The sequence below is a fragment of the Limosilactobacillus kribbianus genome (genome assembly GCF_026413145.1).
GTDB classification, from domain to species: domain Bacteria; phylum Bacillota; class Bacilli; order Lactobacillales; family Lactobacillaceae; genus Limosilactobacillus; species Limosilactobacillus kribbianus.
Genome location: NZ_JAOVYZ010000012.1, coordinates 1 through 15922, shown reverse-complemented (window position 1 = coordinate 15922; position 15922 = coordinate 1). Strand labels below are relative to the sequence as shown.

Here is a 15922-nt window from a genome sequence, read left to right as displayed (position 1 = left end):
GCAATCATAACTTTGAACCACTCAAACGAAATGATGTAACTCGCTCATAATGTCGATGACCAGTTTTCCACGCCGATCATCACCAGATAGTCATGTAAGCCGTGTAGATTGATTGTTGCATTTCTAATCACCGACAGACGCGATTCTATCTGGTATCAAGGCGAAGTGTGAAGTGAGGTGCTAACTCTCATCTCCTATCAACAAACGAATGTAAAGTAGTCGCCTTGAAAGCCAAGAGCCGGAGTCGAACCGGCTTCATGCGCGAAAAAAGCTGTAAACGTGCCCTGACCGCAGGACGTTGGCTACTCGCTAGGCCCGTCTAAGCGAGTAAGACGTGGTGTGTGTTATCAAAAGACTATTAAGAAGGGAACTTTCCAACTCCTTAATTGAATTTTCCCATGTCAAAATAAGCACACGGACTCGAACCGTGATTAGCAGGGTCGGGGTCTGCCGTTCTGCCAATTGAACTATGCTTATATATAGAACACGTAAACCGTCGCACCCGGTCGCTGTTTTCCACCAGCTCCTGTAACGTCAGCGTCGGTGTTCTATCTTGTGACCCTCTAGCCGTTGAGTTAGATCACGGACTCTTCTGCTCATTGCATGGACGCCTGAGACTATCAGAGCGGCGCTGAAATGTAATCCCACATACTTTTGAAAAGGAGGAATCGTAAAGATCATATTCAAAAACCCAGATTGTAGTTAGTTGTTTGGTCGTTAAGGTTGATAGTCTCAATGCGGAACTATGGTCATCTGCCACCATTGTGTCGGCTTGGCTACCGGACTTCCGCCGCTTGTACGTAGATAGAGAGTTGCGATTTGTGAGTATACGCAGCAGCCGTCTACGGACTTCTGTAATTTACTAAAAGTAGTTCTCATTGGAGGAACCTAGGCAGTTTAAAGACTTACCCAGGTCCATATCTTTCAACAATACAAGAATACAACAGCTGAGTTCCCGTTCTGTTCCTGTTTACTTCCCGATTAGTTCCCAATTGCTTCCTGTTTAGTTCCTGTTTACTTCCCGTTTTTTGACAATAAACTTTGGAATCAGTTTTCGGTCAACGCGCATGGCGAGTGACACACCATCCATGACATCTGCAAACTCATAGCAAGCATAATCATCAGCCCGTTTGTAGGTATCATGGCCAAACTTGCTGCCCAGCTGCATCTTAACTTCCTGGATGTCCAGTTGCTCAACGTAATGGTAACGAAGAATTTGCTGACTGGGAAACATCCCGGTCTTACTGCAGCCCTTAATGGCAATATCAACTGCTCGCTTGGCCTGGGCATAATAGGCGTAGTCGATCATCATATCCTCTGAAGCATTACCCTTCCGTGACCCGTGGACCCCTGTTGCATCAATCTGGGGAGACTTGATCCCAGCAAACCAGGCTCGCCTTCTAATCTGTGGATATTGATCAGCGCTATAAAAGAACTGCTTAACTCTTTTGATTGTGGCTTCCTTGTCCACCTCTGGCACTAACTCCACGACTTAATCTCCCCTTGTGTGTGATATAATAGATTTGTTTGTTATATATCGAAGGAGTCGTGCCGCAAGGTGCGGCTTTTTTATTTTGTTTTTCTCCTCATACATGCCAACGTCTGTTCATCAATCTCGACCTTCTTGCGTGGGACCCCGAGTGTCTGTTGCTGAACAAAGAAGACGTAGTGGCCGCTGTTTGCCAGCTCCTTATGATAAAAGACCCGGTACTCGTGGCCATCCATGCTGACCAGCTCGCCAGTATTTTCGACTTGAATTGCTTCTTCATAAGTCATCTTTTCCCTCCTCTTCTAGCATCAAAAACATTTCCACACACCGATCAGGACGCCCAAAAACGCAAATAGCAATGTTCCTACGACTGTTAGCAGATTACCGTTCCCAGTTTGGGGCAATTTTGTCTGTTGATCATTTTGTACCGTATTGCTTTGTGCGGGCTTTTTAACTTGTGATGATAAATTGGCTGGCTTAGCACTTGCTCGGCTTGTCGTGGCCTGCTGTGGATTGTGAGTGGTGCTCTTAGCTTCAACATTCGCTGGTTGGCTAAACTGGACAGCAGAAGCCTTCGTCTGTGGTTGATCAGTCTTCGTTGCTTCCGTTTGTGGCTGTTCTGAGCTGGTCTGGCTTGCCTGAGTGGCCGTTGCCTGCTGGTCCTGTTGTGGTTGCTGTTGCTGACTGATCTGGTCGACTTGTTGCTGGTCTTCCTCTTTCTGCCACTGGTCAACGTCATAGTTGTGCAGATCGTCGCCTAGCTGTGTCTGTGCTCTTAGCCATTCTTGATAGATGACACCAGCCTTAGCGTCAGCAGTAATGTAAGCTGGCGTAAGCCGATTGCCTTGCCCTTGCTCCCAGGCGTCTTCACGCTCCTGTAAGGCTTGCTGGTACTGGTTCCAAAGCGACTGAATCTTCTGGTCCCCTTGTGTAACAATTTCCACACGTGTTGGATCAGTAGTGTCAGCACTAACCGGCGCTGATACCGCTAAGCCCATCATCATAATCACTGGTAATATAAGTAATTTAGTTCTCATTATTGTTCCTCTTTTCTCTTGGCAATTCCGGCAGCTTATCAGCCACCGCTTCCAAATCATCAATCGGTGCCATCGCCTTACGTACCTCATGCAATTGCCGATCGCCCTTGGTTGGGTACATATCGAACATGACAGCCAGGTCACTAATATAGTCATCAAACGTTGGGCTTTTCAGCCCGTTAAACTTAGCAAGCATTAGTCGTCCTCCATTTTGTGTGTTTCCCAGTTATAACTAACCATTGTGTCGACTTCGAATGTTTTTCCGCATTCGTCGCATAGAAGTTCATGCTCGCCATCTTCATATAATTCGGGGTAGTCGATTAAAGCCTCATTGCTCATCGCATTTCCACAATAGGGACAGACTACATAATCACTGCTAAAAGTATCCGGTTCCCCTTCTTCAATGCTTTCTCTAATTTTCTCTAAGTTGTGAAGTTTGAAGCAATCATAGCAATATCCGCCATTTACCCAGGCTGATTTGTCATACTTTCCACACATCTTGCAGTAATGGTCTTCATAATCTAGTGTCATTTCAATTCCTCCACTTCAATTTCAATCCTCGGGTGATCCGAGTAATACTTCCCCGTGTGTAGCCCAACAATCTCGTTATCATCGACCCACAGGACGCCGTTCAAGCCATCTAACGTGGATTTTATATAGTTGTCCAAGTCGGGTTTCTTCGTCGGCCTGATGGTGCCCTGAGCCTTTAGACGGTGCCGTTTTTTTGTCTCGCTCTGCTGGACAGCTCGGTAGAACTTGATCGTTACTATCAGTGGACCAGACAGTGGCTTACCGTGATACATGAACCGGGCACTCTCAGCCAGCTGAGCCTTGTAGGCATGTACCTGCTTCAGGTCGTACAAACGAATGCCGCGACCAAAACGGGTTGCACGTGGCCGTGCCTGTGCGACTGGTGGGAAGTCAAACGTCAGCTTTATCATCAGTGTTTAATTCCTCCAGACTGCCAGATTCTTGACCCGTTGCCTTTTCAAATGGTCTGAATCCCGGTTGAAGCTGCGGTGGCCACCGGTGGTAAAAGTAGCCGTTGTCGGCCTGCTCATACCAGCTGCCATCGTCCATAGCGACCACCAGATCACTGGCCAGGGCACAGTAGCCGCCCTGCACACGGTATTCGGTGTCATGGAACATCGCCTTAAACTGCCCCCAGGGCATTGCGTAGCGGCCGTCTGCTGAACCGACCCAAATAATCATGCCCGTATCCTCAACGGTTGTCTCAATTTCATCGACAATATTGGCCCATTGCATATCGTCGGGAATTTTTACTTGTTTAATCATGTCTTCCTACTTTCTTACGTCCTGCAATCCGCTAAAATCGACAATCTGTTGTCGGTTATGTGGGACTATTCGACTAATGATTTTTTCGTTGTACATCTGAGCTAGTTCCTTCGTCTCGCAGTTGGTAGTCACAATTGTGGAGTGAACTGGCTCATTCCTTTTAAGGTCCAGCCGTGCGTTGGCTACCCGGAACAGCAGCTCCTGCATATCCTTGCGAACTGGCTTAGCATCTTTCTTCATGCCGCCTTCCGTTCCCAAATCATCTAAGAGCAGTACGTCAGCTGTCTTCATCAGCTTCTCCAGGTAGTAAAGCCGGTCTTTCACATCAGTAGCTTCGAAGCGGTTCTCCATTAAGTGAGCCAGTTCCATAGTGGATACTGTCATCACTGAGAAACCCTCGCTTGCCATGAAGTTAAGGATAGCCATTGCCAGTGACGTCTTACCCGTTCCTGGAGCACCTGTCATCAATATCTTCATCGGTGTGTTGACCATCTGCTTAGCCAGCACGTAGCACTTGTTCCCGACGTTCTTAGCACCCTGGACGTTCTGCGGTTGCATAGCTGTGTTCCAATCCTTAAAGGAGAAGTCCAACCGTTGACCGCCACTGTAGAGGCTCCCGTTGATGTATTCAGCGTTTTGAAACAGGTCATGCTGTTTTCCCCATCCAGCTACCAAACGGTTGTTACGGGCGATTACGTGGCGTTTAACAGCGTTGTATTCACGAGGGTCGCTCATATTTTTGCCGGTCAGCTGAAAGATCTTCTTAGCCGCAATCTTCTGGATGGCATTTAGAGCCATTGTTGTTGCCATATGCTCACCCCCTAGAATGGCAGATCATCTTTGTTAACGTCTGGAATTGGATTCGAGTTGTCATTGAAGAACGCATCTTCATCAAACGAAGGCTTAGCTGTCTTAACCTTTTCGTTGACGTAACCTTCCATTTTTGTGCCGAATAGAGTTTCCGGCCGCAGATACTTGGACATCTTCTGGTCGTTACCCCAGTCGCTAGCCTTGTTGTCGATAACCTTCTTGAAGTCATCTAATGTGTACCCTTCGTGTAACCGGGCATTGATAACTTGCTTGTTTTTAGAGGCGTTAGGTTTGTAGCTAGTACCCAACTTTGAATTCAGATAAGCAATGATCTGTTTGCGGATAGAGGTGGTGTCGTCAGGCCGTGCCTGACTATTATTACTTGCTGTTGTTAATTCTTGTTCTTGATAATGCTTACTATTGTTATTACTTAGTCCGCCATTTTGTATCTGATGCGTTTTGTATCCGGTACGTTTTGTATCTGATACGTTTTGCACCTTTTTACCGTCATTTTCTGCTTTTTTAGCATCAATGTCGTTTTGTGGGTTATGCTCATCACTTATTTCCGGATCATCAGTTAATATCCAATCCATACCGTCAAAGCCACCGTGCTTAGCAATTCGGTGTTTTCTAACTAGGTACCCATACTTTTCAAGCTCTTTTAAGCCACTGGTTAGTGATCGTTCACCATCGGTCGCGTGTGTAGCAATTTCTTTAACGTAGAATTGCCAATTATCAGCTTGGCTCCACATGTAGAGGAATATTCCTCGCGCCTTCCAGCTCAATCGCTTATCACGAGTAAGCACGTTACTGACGTTGGTGTAGTTTTTATTAGTTTTCTTAATCAGTCGTGCCATTCAGCTACCTCCTTAGAACGGCATATCGTCATCGGTTACCTCTGGTACTTTTTGTTCCTGCTGTGCCTGTTCTTGTGAGTAGTCACGTGGCATAAAGGAGAAGTTCTGTACGCTCATCTCGAATGACTGCCGCTGGTTGCCCTGCTGGTCTTGCCATTCGTTGGTGGACAACTCGCCGCTCACGATGATTGGACGGCCCTTCCGGAACTGCTGAGCGATCACATCGCCCTGCCGTCCGAACACGGCGCAACGGACAAAAGTGGTGTCATACTCGCCTTGTTTGTTCTTCCGGGTGCTGTCTGATGCCACCGTAAAGTTGGTGACATTGTACTGGCCTGCTTGACGTTGTTCTGGGTCACGGGTCAACCGCCCGATAATAGTTGCACTAATCATTTTTGTTGCCTCCTTGGTAGTTACTTAGAATCTCTCTAGCTGCCTTGACCATCTTCTGGCCTTTCACTTCATCGCTATCGTTGCTTTGGATGCCTGCTCGTTGAGCAATCTGTTTGTTTGCCTCGCCTAGAGTCATCTTTACATCAGTCACCTGCATGATCTTCTGCCTGAGCCGCTTGTACTCAGCTTGGTCCTTCTGTAGCTGAGTCATCTGCTTCTTGGGCGCTGGGCGCTTATTTGACGTTCGGTGTGGACGCGGTTGCTGTTGCTGGTGATATTCATCAGTGTCCGCGTCCTTGGTATCGTCAATCAGGAATAGGCCATTCAGGGCGTATTTGCGGGCGTAGCTTGACGCTGTCCCGGTGATCTGGCTATCGTCCATACCCTTCTTGTTAGCCGCTTCACGGGCATACCCAGTCACCACAGTATTGTTGCCGTCTTTATCCTTGAAGGCAGCGGTTGCCTTGATGTAGTGCCAGTCACCAACGAGAACAGGCTCATCAGACAGATCCAGGCTATCACCATACTTCTTTAGCAATGGCTTAACGGCCTGCAGGATATCCTCTGTACTCCGATACTTATATCCTCCGAATTTGTTGTACTGGGACTTAGGTGCCTTTAACTCAACTTGGATTTCTAGTAAGGTCACAATTACCCCTCCTTATTCGGCTCGATAGAGAACTCACGCCGTGCTGGCTTTTCGACTTCTACTCCCTGGATAATCTCTCCAGTTTCCGGATCAATTAGCTTGCCGTTCTTGACTGGTAGCTTTGCCAGCTTCATGTCCTTCTTGAAGTCGGACCAGCCAAAGCCAAAGGTAGTTTTGGCAGTCGTATACTTCGGGTAGAGCTTCTGGAGCTCCTTCTCGTCATACTTGAACTTCGGTTGCTTCTTGACGTATGAGACATTCCCAAGCGGCGTTTTGAGCTTGTACGTTGCCTTCTTGGCTTGTTTAGGATCGGTATACTCACGGATCAGCGATATAAAGTATTGACGTGATTCCTCGCGCTTCCGGTCCCGGTCAGCGAGCCATTGTTTGGCCTGGTCAATCTTCTGCTGCTCAGGCTTGATAGCTTCGTCCACCATTGCCTGGTCGTTGTCATGCTCCGAGTCAATCTCGGCCAACTTGCGTAGTGCCCAGACAACACCGGAGTCATCAGTGATCGTAAAGCGATCATCACTAGCTGGTTGCATTGCTTGATCTAATGAAAGTTTTAATTGGTCCATGATTAAGCCTCCTCTATGTCGTGTCTTAACTGCTCCATTACAGCCATGCCAAGTTCTGGCTTAGTAGTAAACAGATCAGCAAACAGCCGGGCTTGATCTTCCAGCGATCCTCGTCCACTCATAATCTCTCGGCCTTCATCGTCGTTTTGCAGTTTTCCAACGAAGGCAAAGGCTTCTAGCTTTACTCCAAGAAGCTGCTCAATTGAGCTTTGGAAAATAGCTGCCTTGCTGTCCTGATCCATTAAGCCCACCCCATTTCTTCCTGGTAGACTTGCTCATGATCATCAAGTGTCTCGTAGTACAGGGACAGGTCAGCATTGTCACACGGCTTGCTGGCGATTCTATTCTTGTCAACTTCAGTTAGGTTAAACAGATATTGCTGTTGCTTAGTTGCGGTTATTTTGTTTTTCATTTATAATTACCTCGAATTCTATATTCATAAGTTAGTTACGTTTGGCGTCAGCATCTCCAGTGCTGGCGTCTTTTTTGTTTGGGTTAAGCGGGTCAAAGCCAATCAGTACGAACGCAAGGAGCAATACGATAGCGCCCCCATACGAGCCGATCATGGCGCAGTAACACGTCCATGCGCCGGCGAAGAATGAAATTGCCTTACTCATTGTTGTTAGCCTCCTTTCCATGCTTTGATTCGTAAGCGTCCTCATTACGGCGTAGTAGATGATCGCCGTTGATAAGGTTGACAATTACACCCACCAAAAAGACTGCAATGATGATCAGCCAAGGCAGGCAAACCATAAACGTGAACATCAACTGGCCTCCTCCGCTTCATAAAGAAGCCGGACAATCAAGTCGCTGGTCTTCTTTGGGATAACTACTTTTGACAAATCTGGGATAACGTTCCCGTGCTTGTCACGATTAATGACTTGCATGTTGTGCCTCCTTAGTTAATTGTTCCTGTTTCCGGCAGTAATTCTGGTTGCTCAAGCACTGGTAAGATTCCGTGCTCCTTGAGCGTGTCGTAGATGAACTTCCGGCCTCGTTGTGTCCACTTCAAGTTGTTGTGGACACCCTTGTTATCGTTGTAGGCAAACGGTTCGTACTGCGTGTAGCCCTTGCCGTCATACTTGTGGTAAAGGACCCAGTGCTTGCCCTGCTTGAACTGAATGCCGTACTTATGAAGCAGTTGGTTAAATTCCCGGGCTGACATGCCGTAGTCCTTAGCAATCTCCGTGACAGTCATAAGTCCCGGGTTGTGCATCTGAGTGTCGTAGTAATCGACTTTCGGTTGCTGCTCCATCAGTTTCTTGGCTTGATCGGCTGCCAGCTGTAATGCTTCTGCCATGTTTTGTGGAATCTGGTACTGTGGACGTGCAACAAGTCGATCCTCGTAGTCATTAAACAAGCTGACATACTGAGCGGTGAACAAGGTTCCCTTCTTACCAGTTAACTTGTTGCCCACGAATTCGCAGCCCTGTTTGGTCAGCAGGTAGCATGGACGGAATCGGCCATTTGCATCTTTATAGTTGCTTTCGATGAAGAATTGGGCTGGGTCCAAATTTGGACCGAGGGTCATATCGTTGATGTACTGGCGAATGTCACGCATCAAGTGCTTGTGACTCTTGCCAATCATCTTGGCAACTTCCCGGCTGTCCAAAGTCGGTTGTCCGTTGAAATTAAATAACTGTGGTTGCATTTGATTACCTCCCTACAACTTTAGTTCATTTATTTAACAACTTTAGTAGTAATCAAGTTAAAAAAAATATCCTTGCCATCTACTCCAAACATATCAGCCATCTCTTTGATATATTTGGGGCTTGGAATGGATTTCCCTGTTTCCCAACGTGAAACAGAAATGTGAGTTACACCAAGTTTGTCAGCCAATTCTTGCTGTGTCATGCCAGCTCCTACTCGCAATCCACGTAATTCACGCTTCATAAATTCACCTCCTTAACAACTTTCAATCATAATTATATACACTTTAATTACTAAGTCAACACTATTTACTACTTTTTTTACTTAATTGGTTAAAAATATGTATAGGAGAAGTATAATTTGGTTATAGAAGTTGTTAATAGGGAGGCATCTGTCAATGATTGGTGATAAAATTCGAGATTTACGTAACAGAAAGCGTCTATCACAAACTGAATTAAGTAAGATACTTCACGTTTCTCAGCAAACTATTACTAAATGGGAAACTGGAAAGGCTGAACCATCAAGCAGTGCTATTGCTAATATAGCTAAATATTTTGGCGTTTCGGCTGATTACCTCTTGGGTACTAAGCAAGAAGGGCACATTTCACAAGATCTTGACGAAGCTATTGACGGCGCCATGTCCTTCGATGGCCAGCCCGTTACCGAACATGATCGAAAAGTTATGAAAAGCCTATGGAAAGCGTATTTAGCTAGTAAGGACTGATAGCTTATGATAGACATTCATCAAGTTATCAAAAAATTGAAAGTTGCCGTTATCGTTGGGGATTTTGAAAAGCCTGGGTACTACATTCCCGAATGGAATGCGATCTTCATCAATCAAGAATTAAATGAAATTGAACATGAGGTTGTGCTACTGCATGAGTTAGGACACGCGGCCAAGCAACGCAATGAATGGCAACTTTATCGGGCAACTATGACGATGAAATTAAAAATGGAATATGGCGCCAACCGTTTTATGATTAAGTACCTGCGACGATCCATATTCCGTAAATTATTTGGAATTCATGCGACAAAATGATATTCCATCACGTGATGAGAATATTGTTAAAGACATCATCGCAAGTTACTAAACAATGAATAAGAGAAAACTATCTATTACATACAATACTGTAATGGCTATCCTAGCAGTAATCTCAATCGTGCTAATTGTCTTGGACTATGCCAAAGAGATTAAGATCACCGCAATGCCTTACAATGTCATTGACAATGGTATCTTAATAATTTTTGCTGTTGATTACTTTTCTAGGCTTGCTCTTGCTAAAAATAAGTGGGAGTTCTTCAAAAACAATATTTTTGATCTGCTTTCTATCATACCAGCCACAGAAGTGTCATCTTTCTTCCGAATTGCACGGATTGGGCGGCTGTTAAGGCTACTCAAAGTTCTACGTATTTTACGGCTAGTCGGCTTGGCTGGCAGGCTGGAGAAGTTCTTAAAGATAAATGGGCTCTTGTACTACCTTTACACCAGCCTAGTGGTGGCCTTGATTACATCATCGTTATACTGTGTATCCGAAAAGGTTAGTTTTCCAACTGCATTATGGTGGTCAATTGTGACCTCAACAACTGTTGGCTACGGGGACATTTCCCCCACTACACTGGTTGGGAAACTGGCGGCCGTCATAAACATGCTGATCGGGATAGGACTTGTTGGCATGCTAACCAGCAGTATTACCGGATATTTTACTAAGTCTTCTGGCGACGATATTGAGGAACTAAAACAGCAAAATGAACAGCTCAAGGAAAAGCTTAACGAAATCGAAGAGTTAATTAAAGAAAGGAACAATTAATATGAGCTTATTTGGATCTAATGAAGCAAAACTTGATAAGAAACTGGAAGCACTAGATGAAGCTTTGCTTTATAAGAAATCACTAGCTGCATTGGAAACACAAGCTAAGGAAAATTTTTCTGGCGTCGATAATGCCGGACTTGCCGCAATTGTCCTCCACCACGACTTGCAGGAACAGAACGACCACCTTAAAAATATCGAAGAACTGCTGAAAAATAAAAAATAGCCCTTCAGAAAGGACTATATCTTTGGATCTGGACTGTTGAGAGCTCGACAAGCCTTATGCTAACCAACATCGCTTCATGCAAGCTTTTAGTGTGCCTAGCTACTTGGCAGATGTTGTAACCGAAGAAATTAAAAAATACTACGCTGAATAAAGTACGTCCAAGCGTGATCGACGTTAAAAGCTTACGGAGGAGTAAACGATGATGAAAAAAATAGGTTTGATCTGCGCCACATTACTTGCTGGATTGTCACTCTCAGCCTGCAACAACATGGCATCACAATCGCATAAGGCATCAAGTAATTCTAATAACAGTAGCTTAAAAGCTGAAAATTCATCGTTGAAGAAGCAGCTGCAAAAGAAACACAAGCACAGTAAAAAGAAGCAAAGTAGCAGTGATCAAAGCTCTGCCATTTCTGATGCAAGCAGTTCAAGCAGCCAGCAGTCCTCTACACAGGTAAGCAATGCTCAGCGTACTAGCAGCACACCGCAAAGTAATGGCGGCCAGCAGTCTGCTGCACAATCCCAGCAACAACCATCACAATCAAGTGACCAACGTCCAGACGATGTGCCAGCTAACTTTAAGGAGTACACGTCATACACAACCGACGGGCATAAGATGACTCAATGGAACGACGCTGGCCAGTATGAAGGCGATCCTGACGTCCAGTATCAAACTATCAAGATGCAAACTGATGAAGGATATTAAAAATAGCCCTCTCCGGAGAAAGGACGTGTGAATCATAATGGATGTAGACGATTATATGTACACGTATATCTCTGTAATCAAAGTGTCTGCAGAGATGTTCCCCACTACCGATCAAAAAGTTGTTTACCAACTATCCTCAAAAGATCGGCATTTCTATGAAATAGTTCAGAAAATTGGGGAAGAACGGATGGCGTACCAATTGCGCCAGCTCTTTATTGAGCTACTTAATAATGGAATCTTGTCAGGCACGGAAACTAAACAACTAATTATCATTAATGCAGTAACTCCGCTTGGTTACTCGATACTAGAAGCATCAAAAAAGCCGACATTTTGGCAGAAAATTAAAAAGGCCACACCAAAATGGGCGGCCAACTCGTTGACAAGTTTTCTTATTGCTTACCTAACTCGGTAGGTTTATTGAAATCATATGTCTGGTCTTCTGGTAATTGTTGGTAGCTCCTGGCCACAAAAGTTTTTGTAACTTTGACATATCCTCCTGGGAGTTGTTCTGTTTTAGTGTCTCCTTGGCAAGCATAAGCCAGGTCAACCGGGCCAAACCAGAAATGACTCGGTGTTTCAATGATATTCGGCAATTCTGGGAAAGACATGATAACACCTCGAACGTTCTTTCGTTTAATTATAACAGATTAATACATATTGAGCCTATTTGAACGTTCGTATCCTAAACCGGTCGAAATCGGCCGGTTTAAAAAGCACTAAAAAAGAACACACGTTTTTTGAAAGGATAACCAAAATGAAAGTTGCCATTTATGTCCGGGTTAGTACCCTTGAACAGGCCGAAGAAGGTTACTCCATCGGTGAGCAGAAAGACAAGCTTACTAAATACTGTGAGATAAAGGACTGGACGATTACCAAAATTTACTCTGATCCGGGCTTTTCTGGGTCTAACCTAGATCGTCCAAGTATGCAGCAGATGATTGCAGACGCCACGACAGGGCTTTATGACGCTGTTCTGGTGTACAAGCTGGACCGATTAAGCCGAAGCCAGAAAGACACGCTCTACTTGATTGAAGACGTGTTTCAGAAAAATAAGATCCACTTCATCAGTCTTTCAGAAAACTTTGACACTTCAACTGCCTTCGGTAAAGCTATGATCGGGATCCTGAGTGTGTTTGCCCAACTAGAGCGGGAACAGATCAAAGAGCGAATGATGATGGGCAAGGCTGGCCGGGCTAAGGCCGGGAAAATCATGGCCTGGTCCAACATTCCATTTGGCTACATCAAGGACCACGACACCTACGATATTGATCCTCTGCGTGCTGACATCGTCAAGGACATCTTCAAGAGGTATCTTGAAGGGACTTCCATCACACGTATATATCAGCAACTGAACGAAGAGGGACATATCGGAAAAAACGTTAAATGGTCATACCGTACTGTGCGGCAGGTTTTAGGCAATGCAACCTATACCGGGAACGTTACCTATCACGGGAAGCTATACCCGGCATTGCATCGAGGGATCATCTCCAAAGCAGACTACGATGAAGTGCAGCGGCAGCTCAAGATCCGTCAAATTGAAGCTGAGAAGAAGTTCTATGCTCACCCATTCCAGTCAAAGTATATGCTGTCGGGATTACTGAAGTGTGGCTACTGTGGAGCAACGCTTAAGATCAACAAGGCCCATCGAAAAAATAAGCCACCCCGTTGGAGATATAACTGCCCGAACACTCAGGCCAGATCACATGCTAAGACTTACGCCCATAAGAACATCAATTGTCCTTTTAAGCTTATTTATCGTGACGAAGCCGAAGATATGGTTATCCGTGAGATAAAGAAGCTGGCACTACACCCGGATAGTGTAATCAATGTTCCAACACCTAAGCAGCACGACCATATTAACACCGAAGCGGTAAAGAAAGAACTTGAGAGCATCAAGCGGAAGCAAGACAAGCTGGTGGACCTGTATCTCATTGCTGACAGCCTTAATCTTGATGACCTGAACAAGAGGTCGCAGGAACTTAAAAGCCAGCAGAAGGCGTTAGAAGCCAAACTAGGGCCTGCTGAAAAAGACGATCATAATATACTGGAGTTCAAAAAGGCCCTTGTCAAAGTCAAAGACATTGATAAACTTAGCTACGATCAACAGAAATTTATTGTAAATCAGCTTATCAAAAGCATTGACGTAATGAATGACAAGGTAACAATTAACTGGAACATCTAGGAGGAGTTTAGCATTTTCAGAGTGTTAAACTCCTTTTTTGAATAGATCTAGAGATTGTCATTTCTAGTAGGGTGAAGGCGCGGCGCTTCCTCATTACTTTTCTCATCATACAACCCCCTGCATTGAGTGATAGATTGGCAACAAAATGCTAAGATATAAGACCACAATTACCAGGGCAATCAGGCCAAATGCCAGCGGCTGAACCCAGACCAGCAGGCCTTCGATTTGCCGCGTTAAACGCTTAAACTGAACCGCCGCAAAAGCAGCCAGTTCATCCCCCAGAGTGGTCATTGTTGCCCCTTTGTTGATAAAAATTGCGAGTTCGTTCGGAATAAAGGGATAGGCCTGGACAACGCTTTCCAGTCGTTCTCCCCTGGCTAATACCGTGCCGGCAACCTGGCTAAACTGATAAAGCAGCGAACTCTGATCAAAGTGTTGCGTAACGTTAATAATCTCTTTTAACGACAGGCCGTGACAAAGCATTACGGCTAAGTTCGACGTTAGATAATAGCGGTAGTATAACCTATAGCAGCTCCCGACAACCGGCCAATGACAACGGGCAATTAGGCGTTGGCGTGCGGAGAGATGCCGCCAGCGCCAGGATTGAAAACCGGCCACCACCAGAAGGGTCACCACCATGTATAAAGCCAGATTGAGCCCCCAAGCCTTTATTCCGGTGTCTTCCTGGCCAACCTGCCAACTTGCCAGTTCCGGGTAGACGAAAGTTGCCAGGCCAACCACCACCAGCGCCAGGAGGCCAAGCAGGAGCAAGGGATAACGCAAGAGGCCACGAAGCTTGCGCCGCTGCTCCTCCGTTGCCGTCAAGAGAGTGCCGATCTCTTCCAAGGTTGTCCCCAGATTGCCGTGACGCTCAGCAAGCAAAAGCTGATAATATAAATCCGCACTAATATAAGGACGCAGGCCGCTAGAAAAACTCTCCCCCGCCGCCAATTCTTTTTCAACCCGGTTCAGAATCGGGGACAGCCGGGGCTTCATGGTTGCGGTAAATTGGATCGCATGACGCAGCGAAAAGCCGACCGCCAATAGATCATGGACCAAAAGAAACCACTGGGCCTGCTGAGTCAGTGAAAATTTAACCTTCCTGGACCGCTTTGGCCAGTCGCGGTTCGATTTGCCCTTTGGCAACTGCTTGGTTAAGGTAATTCTGCCATTCATCCGTCATTCCCCTCCCGTTTCGACGTTCCAACTCATTTTGCAGTCCTTTCCCCGTTAACAGATCAAACAGAACCGCCGGGGACTTGTTCAGCTGGAGCAAGAGGCGCTGGTAACAGATTTCCGTCAGCACCTGATCCAGGTAGTAGGGGGCCACCCCCAGCTGTTCCAACCGCGCAATCACTCCGTAGACGTTTTTGGCGTGAACGGTCCCTAAAACGAGATGCCCGGAAAGTGCCGCCTGAACAGTCATCCGAGCCGTTTCGGGATCACGAATCTCCCCGACGATAAAAATATTAGGCCGGTGACGCAGACCAAGGCGCAGGAGTTGCTGATAGTCCATTCCAGCTAACGTGTTGACCTGCAGTTGAACAAATCGCGGTTCCTCAATCTCGACTGGGTCTTCGATGGTCATCACCACCTGGGTGTCGGCGAGCTCCCGGGCCAGCTGGTACATGGTGGTGGTCTTCCCCGAACCCATCGGTCCCGCAAAGAGAATCAGACCACGACGGTGCAAAAGATTTTTCAGCTCCTGCCATTGCTGCGGAAAGAGCAGGTGGTAGCTGGCTGAGGTCAGCTGATAGATAAACCGGACCACAAGCGATTCACGTCCCTGGTAGTCACCAACGCTCGACAGGCGCAGATTGACCTTCTCGGGACCGAATTGCCAGCTCATCGCTCCCAGCTGCGGGCGGCGGTGCTCACTGACCGCCATATCAGCTCGGTATTTGAGGTAGGCAATGAAGCGCTGCCCGTAGTCTTTAGAAACCTCCTTCAAAAGTTCCAGCTGACCCCGATCGGCCACCAGTAGACGGTAATAACGCTTGTACGGCAAAATGTAGAGGTCGGCAACCCGACGATTGATTACAACAGCTAATTCCTTTTCAAAATTTTCCATGCTTATCCCCCCTACTTAAATAAGACGTAAAAATTTCGATTTTAAACTGGCAGATTGCAAGAAATAACTTGAACGAATTTAATGACGTAAATTAAGCAGGAAGATCTCGATTGGTGTGCGCCAGTTAAGACATTTAAGTGGCCGGGAATTCAGATACCAATTGATTTGAA

Annotated in this window: 29 protein-coding genes and 1 tRNA gene; 7 read left to right on the top strand and 23 right to left on the bottom strand. The window is 46.0% G+C overall.

What is annotated here, in order from left to right:
• Positions 1–405: 405 nt before the first annotated feature.
• From OCT58_RS04245 to OCT58_RS04150, 20 genes are all read right to left on the bottom strand, one after another.
• Positions 406–477: transfer RNA gene (locus OCT58_RS04245), tRNA-Arg, on the bottom strand.
• Between the two features lie 526 nt (positions 478–1003).
• The gene (locus tag OCT58_RS04240) at positions 1004–1489 is read right to left on the bottom strand and encodes an ArpU family phage packaging/lysis transcriptional regulator (protein ID WP_267201622.1); all 486 of its coding nucleotides are present in this window, start codon (positions 1487–1489) and stop codon (positions 1004–1006) included.
• A gap of 80 nt (positions 1490–1569) precedes the next feature.
• Positions 1570–1776, bottom strand: a complete 207-nt coding sequence (locus OCT58_RS04235) for a hypothetical protein (protein ID WP_267201621.1) — start codon at positions 1774–1776, stop codon at positions 1570–1572.
• 21 nt (positions 1777–1797) lie between these two features.
• Complete coding sequence (locus OCT58_RS04230; protein WP_267201620.1) at positions 1798–2526, bottom strand: hypothetical protein; 729 nt, start codon at positions 2524–2526, stop codon at positions 1798–1800.
• Positions 2516–2722 carry a hypothetical protein gene (locus OCT58_RS04225; RefSeq protein WP_267201619.1) on the bottom strand — a complete coding sequence of 69 codons (207 nt, stop codon included), beginning with the start codon at positions 2720–2722 and terminating at the stop codon, positions 2516–2518. The genes OCT58_RS04230 and OCT58_RS04225 overlap by 11 nt, the downstream gene beginning before the upstream one ends.
• Positions 2722–3057 carry a hypothetical protein gene (locus tag OCT58_RS04220; protein ID WP_267201618.1) on the bottom strand — a complete coding sequence of 112 codons (336 nt, stop codon included), beginning with the start codon at positions 3055–3057 and terminating at the stop codon, positions 2722–2724. Before OCT58_RS04220 ends, OCT58_RS04225 begins: the two co-directional genes overlap by 1 nt.
• Entirely contained in the window at positions 3054–3467 is a 414-nt protein-coding gene (locus tag OCT58_RS04215; RefSeq protein ID WP_267201617.1) for a RusA family crossover junction endodeoxyribonuclease, read from the bottom strand. The genes OCT58_RS04220 and OCT58_RS04215 overlap by 4 nt, the downstream gene beginning before the upstream one ends.
• Positions 3448–3822, bottom strand: coding sequence for a hypothetical protein (locus OCT58_RS04210; protein WP_267201616.1), 375 nt, complete (start codon positions 3820–3822; stop codon positions 3448–3450). Before OCT58_RS04210 ends, OCT58_RS04215 begins: the two co-directional genes overlap by 20 nt.
• 6 nt (positions 3823–3828) lie before the next feature.
• Positions 3829–4632 carry an ATP-binding protein gene (locus OCT58_RS04205; protein ID WP_267201615.1) on the bottom strand — a complete coding sequence of 268 codons (804 nt, stop codon included), beginning with the start codon at positions 4630–4632 and terminating at the stop codon, positions 3829–3831.
• 11 nt (positions 4633–4643) lie between these two features.
• Positions 4644–5489 carry a conserved phage C-terminal domain-containing protein gene (locus OCT58_RS04200; RefSeq protein ID WP_267201614.1) on the bottom strand — a complete coding sequence of 282 codons (846 nt, stop codon included), beginning with the start codon at positions 5487–5489 and terminating at the stop codon, positions 4644–4646.
• Positions 5490–5501: 12 nt separating this feature from the next.
• Positions 5502–5882, bottom strand: a complete 381-nt coding sequence (locus tag OCT58_RS04195; protein ID WP_267201613.1) for a single-stranded DNA-binding protein — start codon at positions 5880–5882, stop codon at positions 5502–5504.
• Positions 5875–6531 (bottom strand): ERF family protein, encoded by a 657-nt coding sequence (locus OCT58_RS04190; RefSeq protein WP_267201612.1) that lies wholly within the window; start codon positions 6529–6531, stop codon positions 5875–5877. Before OCT58_RS04190 ends, OCT58_RS04195 begins: the two co-directional genes overlap by 8 nt.
• A gap of 2 nt (positions 6532–6533) precedes the next feature.
• Entirely contained in the window at positions 6534–7109 is a 576-nt protein-coding gene (locus OCT58_RS04185) for a host-nuclease inhibitor Gam family protein (protein ID WP_267201611.1), read from the bottom strand.
• 2 nt (positions 7110–7111) lie between these two features.
• Positions 7112–7351, bottom strand: a complete 240-nt coding sequence (locus OCT58_RS04180) for a hypothetical protein (protein WP_267201610.1) — start codon at positions 7349–7351, stop codon at positions 7112–7114.
• On the bottom strand, positions 7351–7521 hold the full coding sequence (locus OCT58_RS04175) for a hypothetical protein (protein WP_267201609.1): 171 nt from the start codon (positions 7519–7521) through the stop codon (positions 7351–7353). Before OCT58_RS04175 ends, OCT58_RS04180 begins: the two co-directional genes overlap by 1 nt.
• Before the next feature lie 31 nt (positions 7522–7552).
• Positions 7553–7726 (bottom strand): hypothetical protein, encoded by a 174-nt coding sequence (locus tag OCT58_RS04170; protein WP_267201608.1) that lies wholly within the window; start codon positions 7724–7726, stop codon positions 7553–7555.
• A complete protein-coding gene (locus OCT58_RS04165) occupies positions 7719–7874 on the bottom strand; it encodes a hypothetical protein (RefSeq protein WP_267201606.1) in 156 nt (51 codons plus the stop codon). Before OCT58_RS04165 ends, OCT58_RS04170 begins: the two co-directional genes overlap by 8 nt.
• The gene (locus tag OCT58_RS04160; protein ID WP_267201605.1) at positions 7874–7996 is read right to left on the bottom strand and encodes a hypothetical protein; all 123 of its coding nucleotides are present in this window, start codon (positions 7994–7996) and stop codon (positions 7874–7876) included. The genes OCT58_RS04165 and OCT58_RS04160 overlap by 1 nt, the downstream gene beginning before the upstream one ends.
• 11 nt (positions 7997–8007) lie before the next feature.
• Positions 8008–8760 carry a Rha family transcriptional regulator gene (locus tag OCT58_RS04155; RefSeq protein ID WP_267201604.1) on the bottom strand — a complete coding sequence of 251 codons (753 nt, stop codon included), beginning with the start codon at positions 8758–8760 and terminating at the stop codon, positions 8008–8010.
• Between the two features lie 29 nt (positions 8761–8789).
• Positions 8790–9002, bottom strand: coding sequence for a helix-turn-helix transcriptional regulator (locus OCT58_RS04150; protein WP_267201603.1), 213 nt, complete (start codon positions 9000–9002; stop codon positions 8790–8792).
• 154 nt (positions 9003–9156) lie between these two features.
• Between OCT58_RS04150 and OCT58_RS04145 the strand changes: the two genes are divergently transcribed.
• From OCT58_RS04145 to OCT58_RS04120, 6 genes are all read left to right on the top strand, one after another.
• A complete protein-coding gene (locus OCT58_RS04145; protein ID WP_267201602.1) occupies positions 9157–9483 on the top strand; it encodes a helix-turn-helix domain-containing protein in 327 nt (108 codons plus the stop codon).
• Positions 9484–9489: 6 nt separating this feature from the next.
• Positions 9490–9798: an ImmA/IrrE family metallo-endopeptidase gene (locus tag OCT58_RS04140; RefSeq protein WP_267201601.1), complete on the top strand. Its 309-nt coding sequence runs from the start codon at positions 9490–9492 to the stop codon at positions 9796–9798.
• A 55-nt stretch (positions 9799–9853) separates the two neighbouring features.
• Positions 9854–10567: an ion transporter gene (locus tag OCT58_RS04135; protein ID WP_267201600.1), complete on the top strand. Its 714-nt coding sequence runs from the start codon at positions 9854–9856 to the stop codon at positions 10565–10567.
• A gap of 1 nt (position 10568) precedes the next feature.
• Positions 10569–10793 (top strand): hypothetical protein, encoded by a 225-nt coding sequence (locus OCT58_RS04130; RefSeq protein ID WP_267201599.1) that lies wholly within the window; start codon positions 10569–10571, stop codon positions 10791–10793.
• Between the two features lie 199 nt (positions 10794–10992).
• Positions 10993–11499, top strand: a complete 507-nt coding sequence (locus tag OCT58_RS04125) for a hypothetical protein (protein WP_267201598.1) — start codon at positions 10993–10995, stop codon at positions 11497–11499.
• Between the two features lie 37 nt (positions 11500–11536).
• The gene (locus OCT58_RS04120) at positions 11537–11911 is read left to right on the top strand and encodes a hypothetical protein (RefSeq protein ID WP_267201597.1); all 375 of its coding nucleotides are present in this window, start codon (positions 11537–11539) and stop codon (positions 11909–11911) included.
• Here OCT58_RS04120 and OCT58_RS04115 read toward each other — a convergent pair.
• Positions 11889–12107 (bottom strand): hypothetical protein, encoded by a 219-nt coding sequence (locus OCT58_RS04115; protein WP_267201596.1) that lies wholly within the window; start codon positions 12105–12107, stop codon positions 11889–11891. The genes OCT58_RS04120 and OCT58_RS04115 overlap by 23 nt on opposite strands.
• 146 nt (positions 12108–12253) lie before the next feature.
• Here OCT58_RS04115 and OCT58_RS04110 point away from each other — a divergent pair, with 146 nt between their 5' ends.
• Entirely contained in the window at positions 12254–13681 is a 1428-nt protein-coding gene (locus OCT58_RS04110; RefSeq protein ID WP_267201595.1) for a recombinase family protein, read from the top strand.
• Between the two features lie 105 nt (positions 13682–13786).
• Here the strand turns inward: OCT58_RS04110 and comGB are convergent, their stop codons facing one another.
• Together comGB and comGA are read right to left on the bottom strand one after the other, a co-directional pair.
• Positions 13787–14857 (bottom strand): competence type IV pilus assembly protein ComGB, encoded by a 1071-nt coding sequence (gene comGB / locus OCT58_RS04105; RefSeq protein ID WP_267201594.1) that lies wholly within the window; start codon positions 14855–14857, stop codon positions 13787–13789.
• Positions 14775–15752, bottom strand: a complete 978-nt coding sequence (gene comGA / locus OCT58_RS04100) for a competence type IV pilus ATPase ComGA (RefSeq protein ID WP_267201593.1) — start codon at positions 15750–15752, stop codon at positions 14775–14777. The genes comGB and comGA overlap by 83 nt, the downstream gene beginning before the upstream one ends.
• Between the last annotated feature and the right edge of the window lie 170 nt (positions 15753–15922).

Bases quoted from the DNA above. Each gene is read 5' to 3' on its own strand.
- OCT58_RS04135 (WP_267201600.1), top strand. From the start codon at position 9,854: ATGAATAAGAGAAAACTATCTATTACATACAATACTGTAATGGCTATC.
- OCT58_RS04110 (WP_267201595.1), top strand. From the start codon at position 12,254: ATGAAAGTTGCCATTTATGTCCGGGTTAGTACCCTTGAACAGGCCGAA.
- OCT58_RS04125 (WP_267201598.1), top strand. From the start codon at position 10,993: ATGATGAAAAAAATAGGTTTGATCTGCGCCACATTACTTGCTGGATTG.
- OCT58_RS04115 (WP_267201596.1), bottom strand. From the start codon at position 12,107: ATGTCTTTCCCAGAATTGCCGAATATCATTGAAACACCGAGTCATTTC.
- OCT58_RS04200 (WP_267201614.1), bottom strand. From the start codon at position 5,489: ATGGCACGACTGATTAAGAAAACTAATAAAAACTACACCAACGTCAGT.
- OCT58_RS04180 (WP_267201610.1), bottom strand. From the start codon at position 7,351: ATGGATCAGGACAGCAAGGCAGCTATTTTCCAAAGCTCAATTGAGCAG.
- OCT58_RS04235 (WP_267201621.1), bottom strand. From the start codon at position 1,776: ATGACTTATGAAGAAGCAATTCAAGTCGAAAATACTGGCGAGCTGGTC.
- OCT58_RS04205 (WP_267201615.1), bottom strand. From the start codon at position 4,632: ATGGCAACAACAATGGCTCTAAATGCCATCCAGAAGATTGCGGCTAAG.
- comGA (WP_267201593.1), bottom strand. From the start codon at position 15,752: ATGGAAAATTTTGAAAAGGAATTAGCTGTTGTAATCAATCGTCGGGTT.
- OCT58_RS04130 (WP_267201599.1), top strand. From the start codon at position 10,569: ATGAGCTTATTTGGATCTAATGAAGCAAAACTTGATAAGAAACTGGAA.
- OCT58_RS04170 (WP_267201608.1), bottom strand. From the start codon at position 7,726: ATGAGTAAGGCAATTTCATTCTTCGCCGGCGCATGGACGTGTTACTGC.
- OCT58_RS04175 (WP_267201609.1), bottom strand. From the start codon at position 7,521: ATGAAAAACAAAATAACCGCAACTAAGCAACAGCAATATCTGTTTAAC.
- OCT58_RS04195 (WP_267201613.1), bottom strand. From the start codon at position 5,882: ATGATTAGTGCAACTATTATCGGGCGGTTGACCCGTGACCCAGAACAA.
- OCT58_RS04155 (WP_267201604.1), bottom strand. From the start codon at position 8,760: ATGCAACCACAGTTATTTAATTTCAACGGACAACCGACTTTGGACAGC.
- OCT58_RS04150 (WP_267201603.1), bottom strand. From the start codon at position 9,002: ATGAAGCGTGAATTACGTGGATTGCGAGTAGGAGCTGGCATGACACAG.
- OCT58_RS04120 (WP_267201597.1), top strand. From the start codon at position 11,537: ATGGATGTAGACGATTATATGTACACGTATATCTCTGTAATCAAAGTG.
- OCT58_RS04225 (WP_267201619.1), bottom strand. From the start codon at position 2,722: ATGCTTGCTAAGTTTAACGGGCTGAAAAGCCCAACGTTTGATGACTAT.
- OCT58_RS04145 (WP_267201602.1), top strand. From the start codon at position 9,157: ATGATTGGTGATAAAATTCGAGATTTACGTAACAGAAAGCGTCTATCA.
- OCT58_RS04160 (WP_267201605.1), bottom strand. From the start codon at position 7,996: ATGCAAGTCATTAATCGTGACAAGCACGGGAACGTTATCCCAGATTTG.
- OCT58_RS04140 (WP_267201601.1), top strand. From the start codon at position 9,490: ATGATAGACATTCATCAAGTTATCAAAAAATTGAAAGTTGCCGTTATC.
- OCT58_RS04210 (WP_267201616.1), bottom strand. From the start codon at position 3,822: ATGATTAAACAAGTAAAAATTCCCGACGATATGCAATGGGCCAATATT.
- OCT58_RS04185 (WP_267201611.1), bottom strand. From the start codon at position 7,109: ATGGACCAATTAAAACTTTCATTAGATCAAGCAATGCAACCAGCTAGT.
- OCT58_RS04215 (WP_267201617.1), bottom strand. From the start codon at position 3,467: ATGATAAAGCTGACGTTTGACTTCCCACCAGTCGCACAGGCACGGCCA.
- OCT58_RS04165 (WP_267201606.1), bottom strand. From the start codon at position 7,874: ATGTTCACGTTTATGGTTTGCCTGCCTTGGCTGATCATCATTGCAGTC.
- OCT58_RS04220 (WP_267201618.1), bottom strand. From the start codon at position 3,057: ATGACACTAGATTATGAAGACCATTACTGCAAGATGTGTGGAAAGTAT.
- comGB (WP_267201594.1), bottom strand. From the start codon at position 14,857: ATGAATGGCAGAATTACCTTAACCAAGCAGTTGCCAAAGGGCAAATCG.
- OCT58_RS04230 (WP_267201620.1), bottom strand. From the start codon at position 2,526: ATGAGAACTAAATTACTTATATTACCAGTGATTATGATGATGGGCTTA.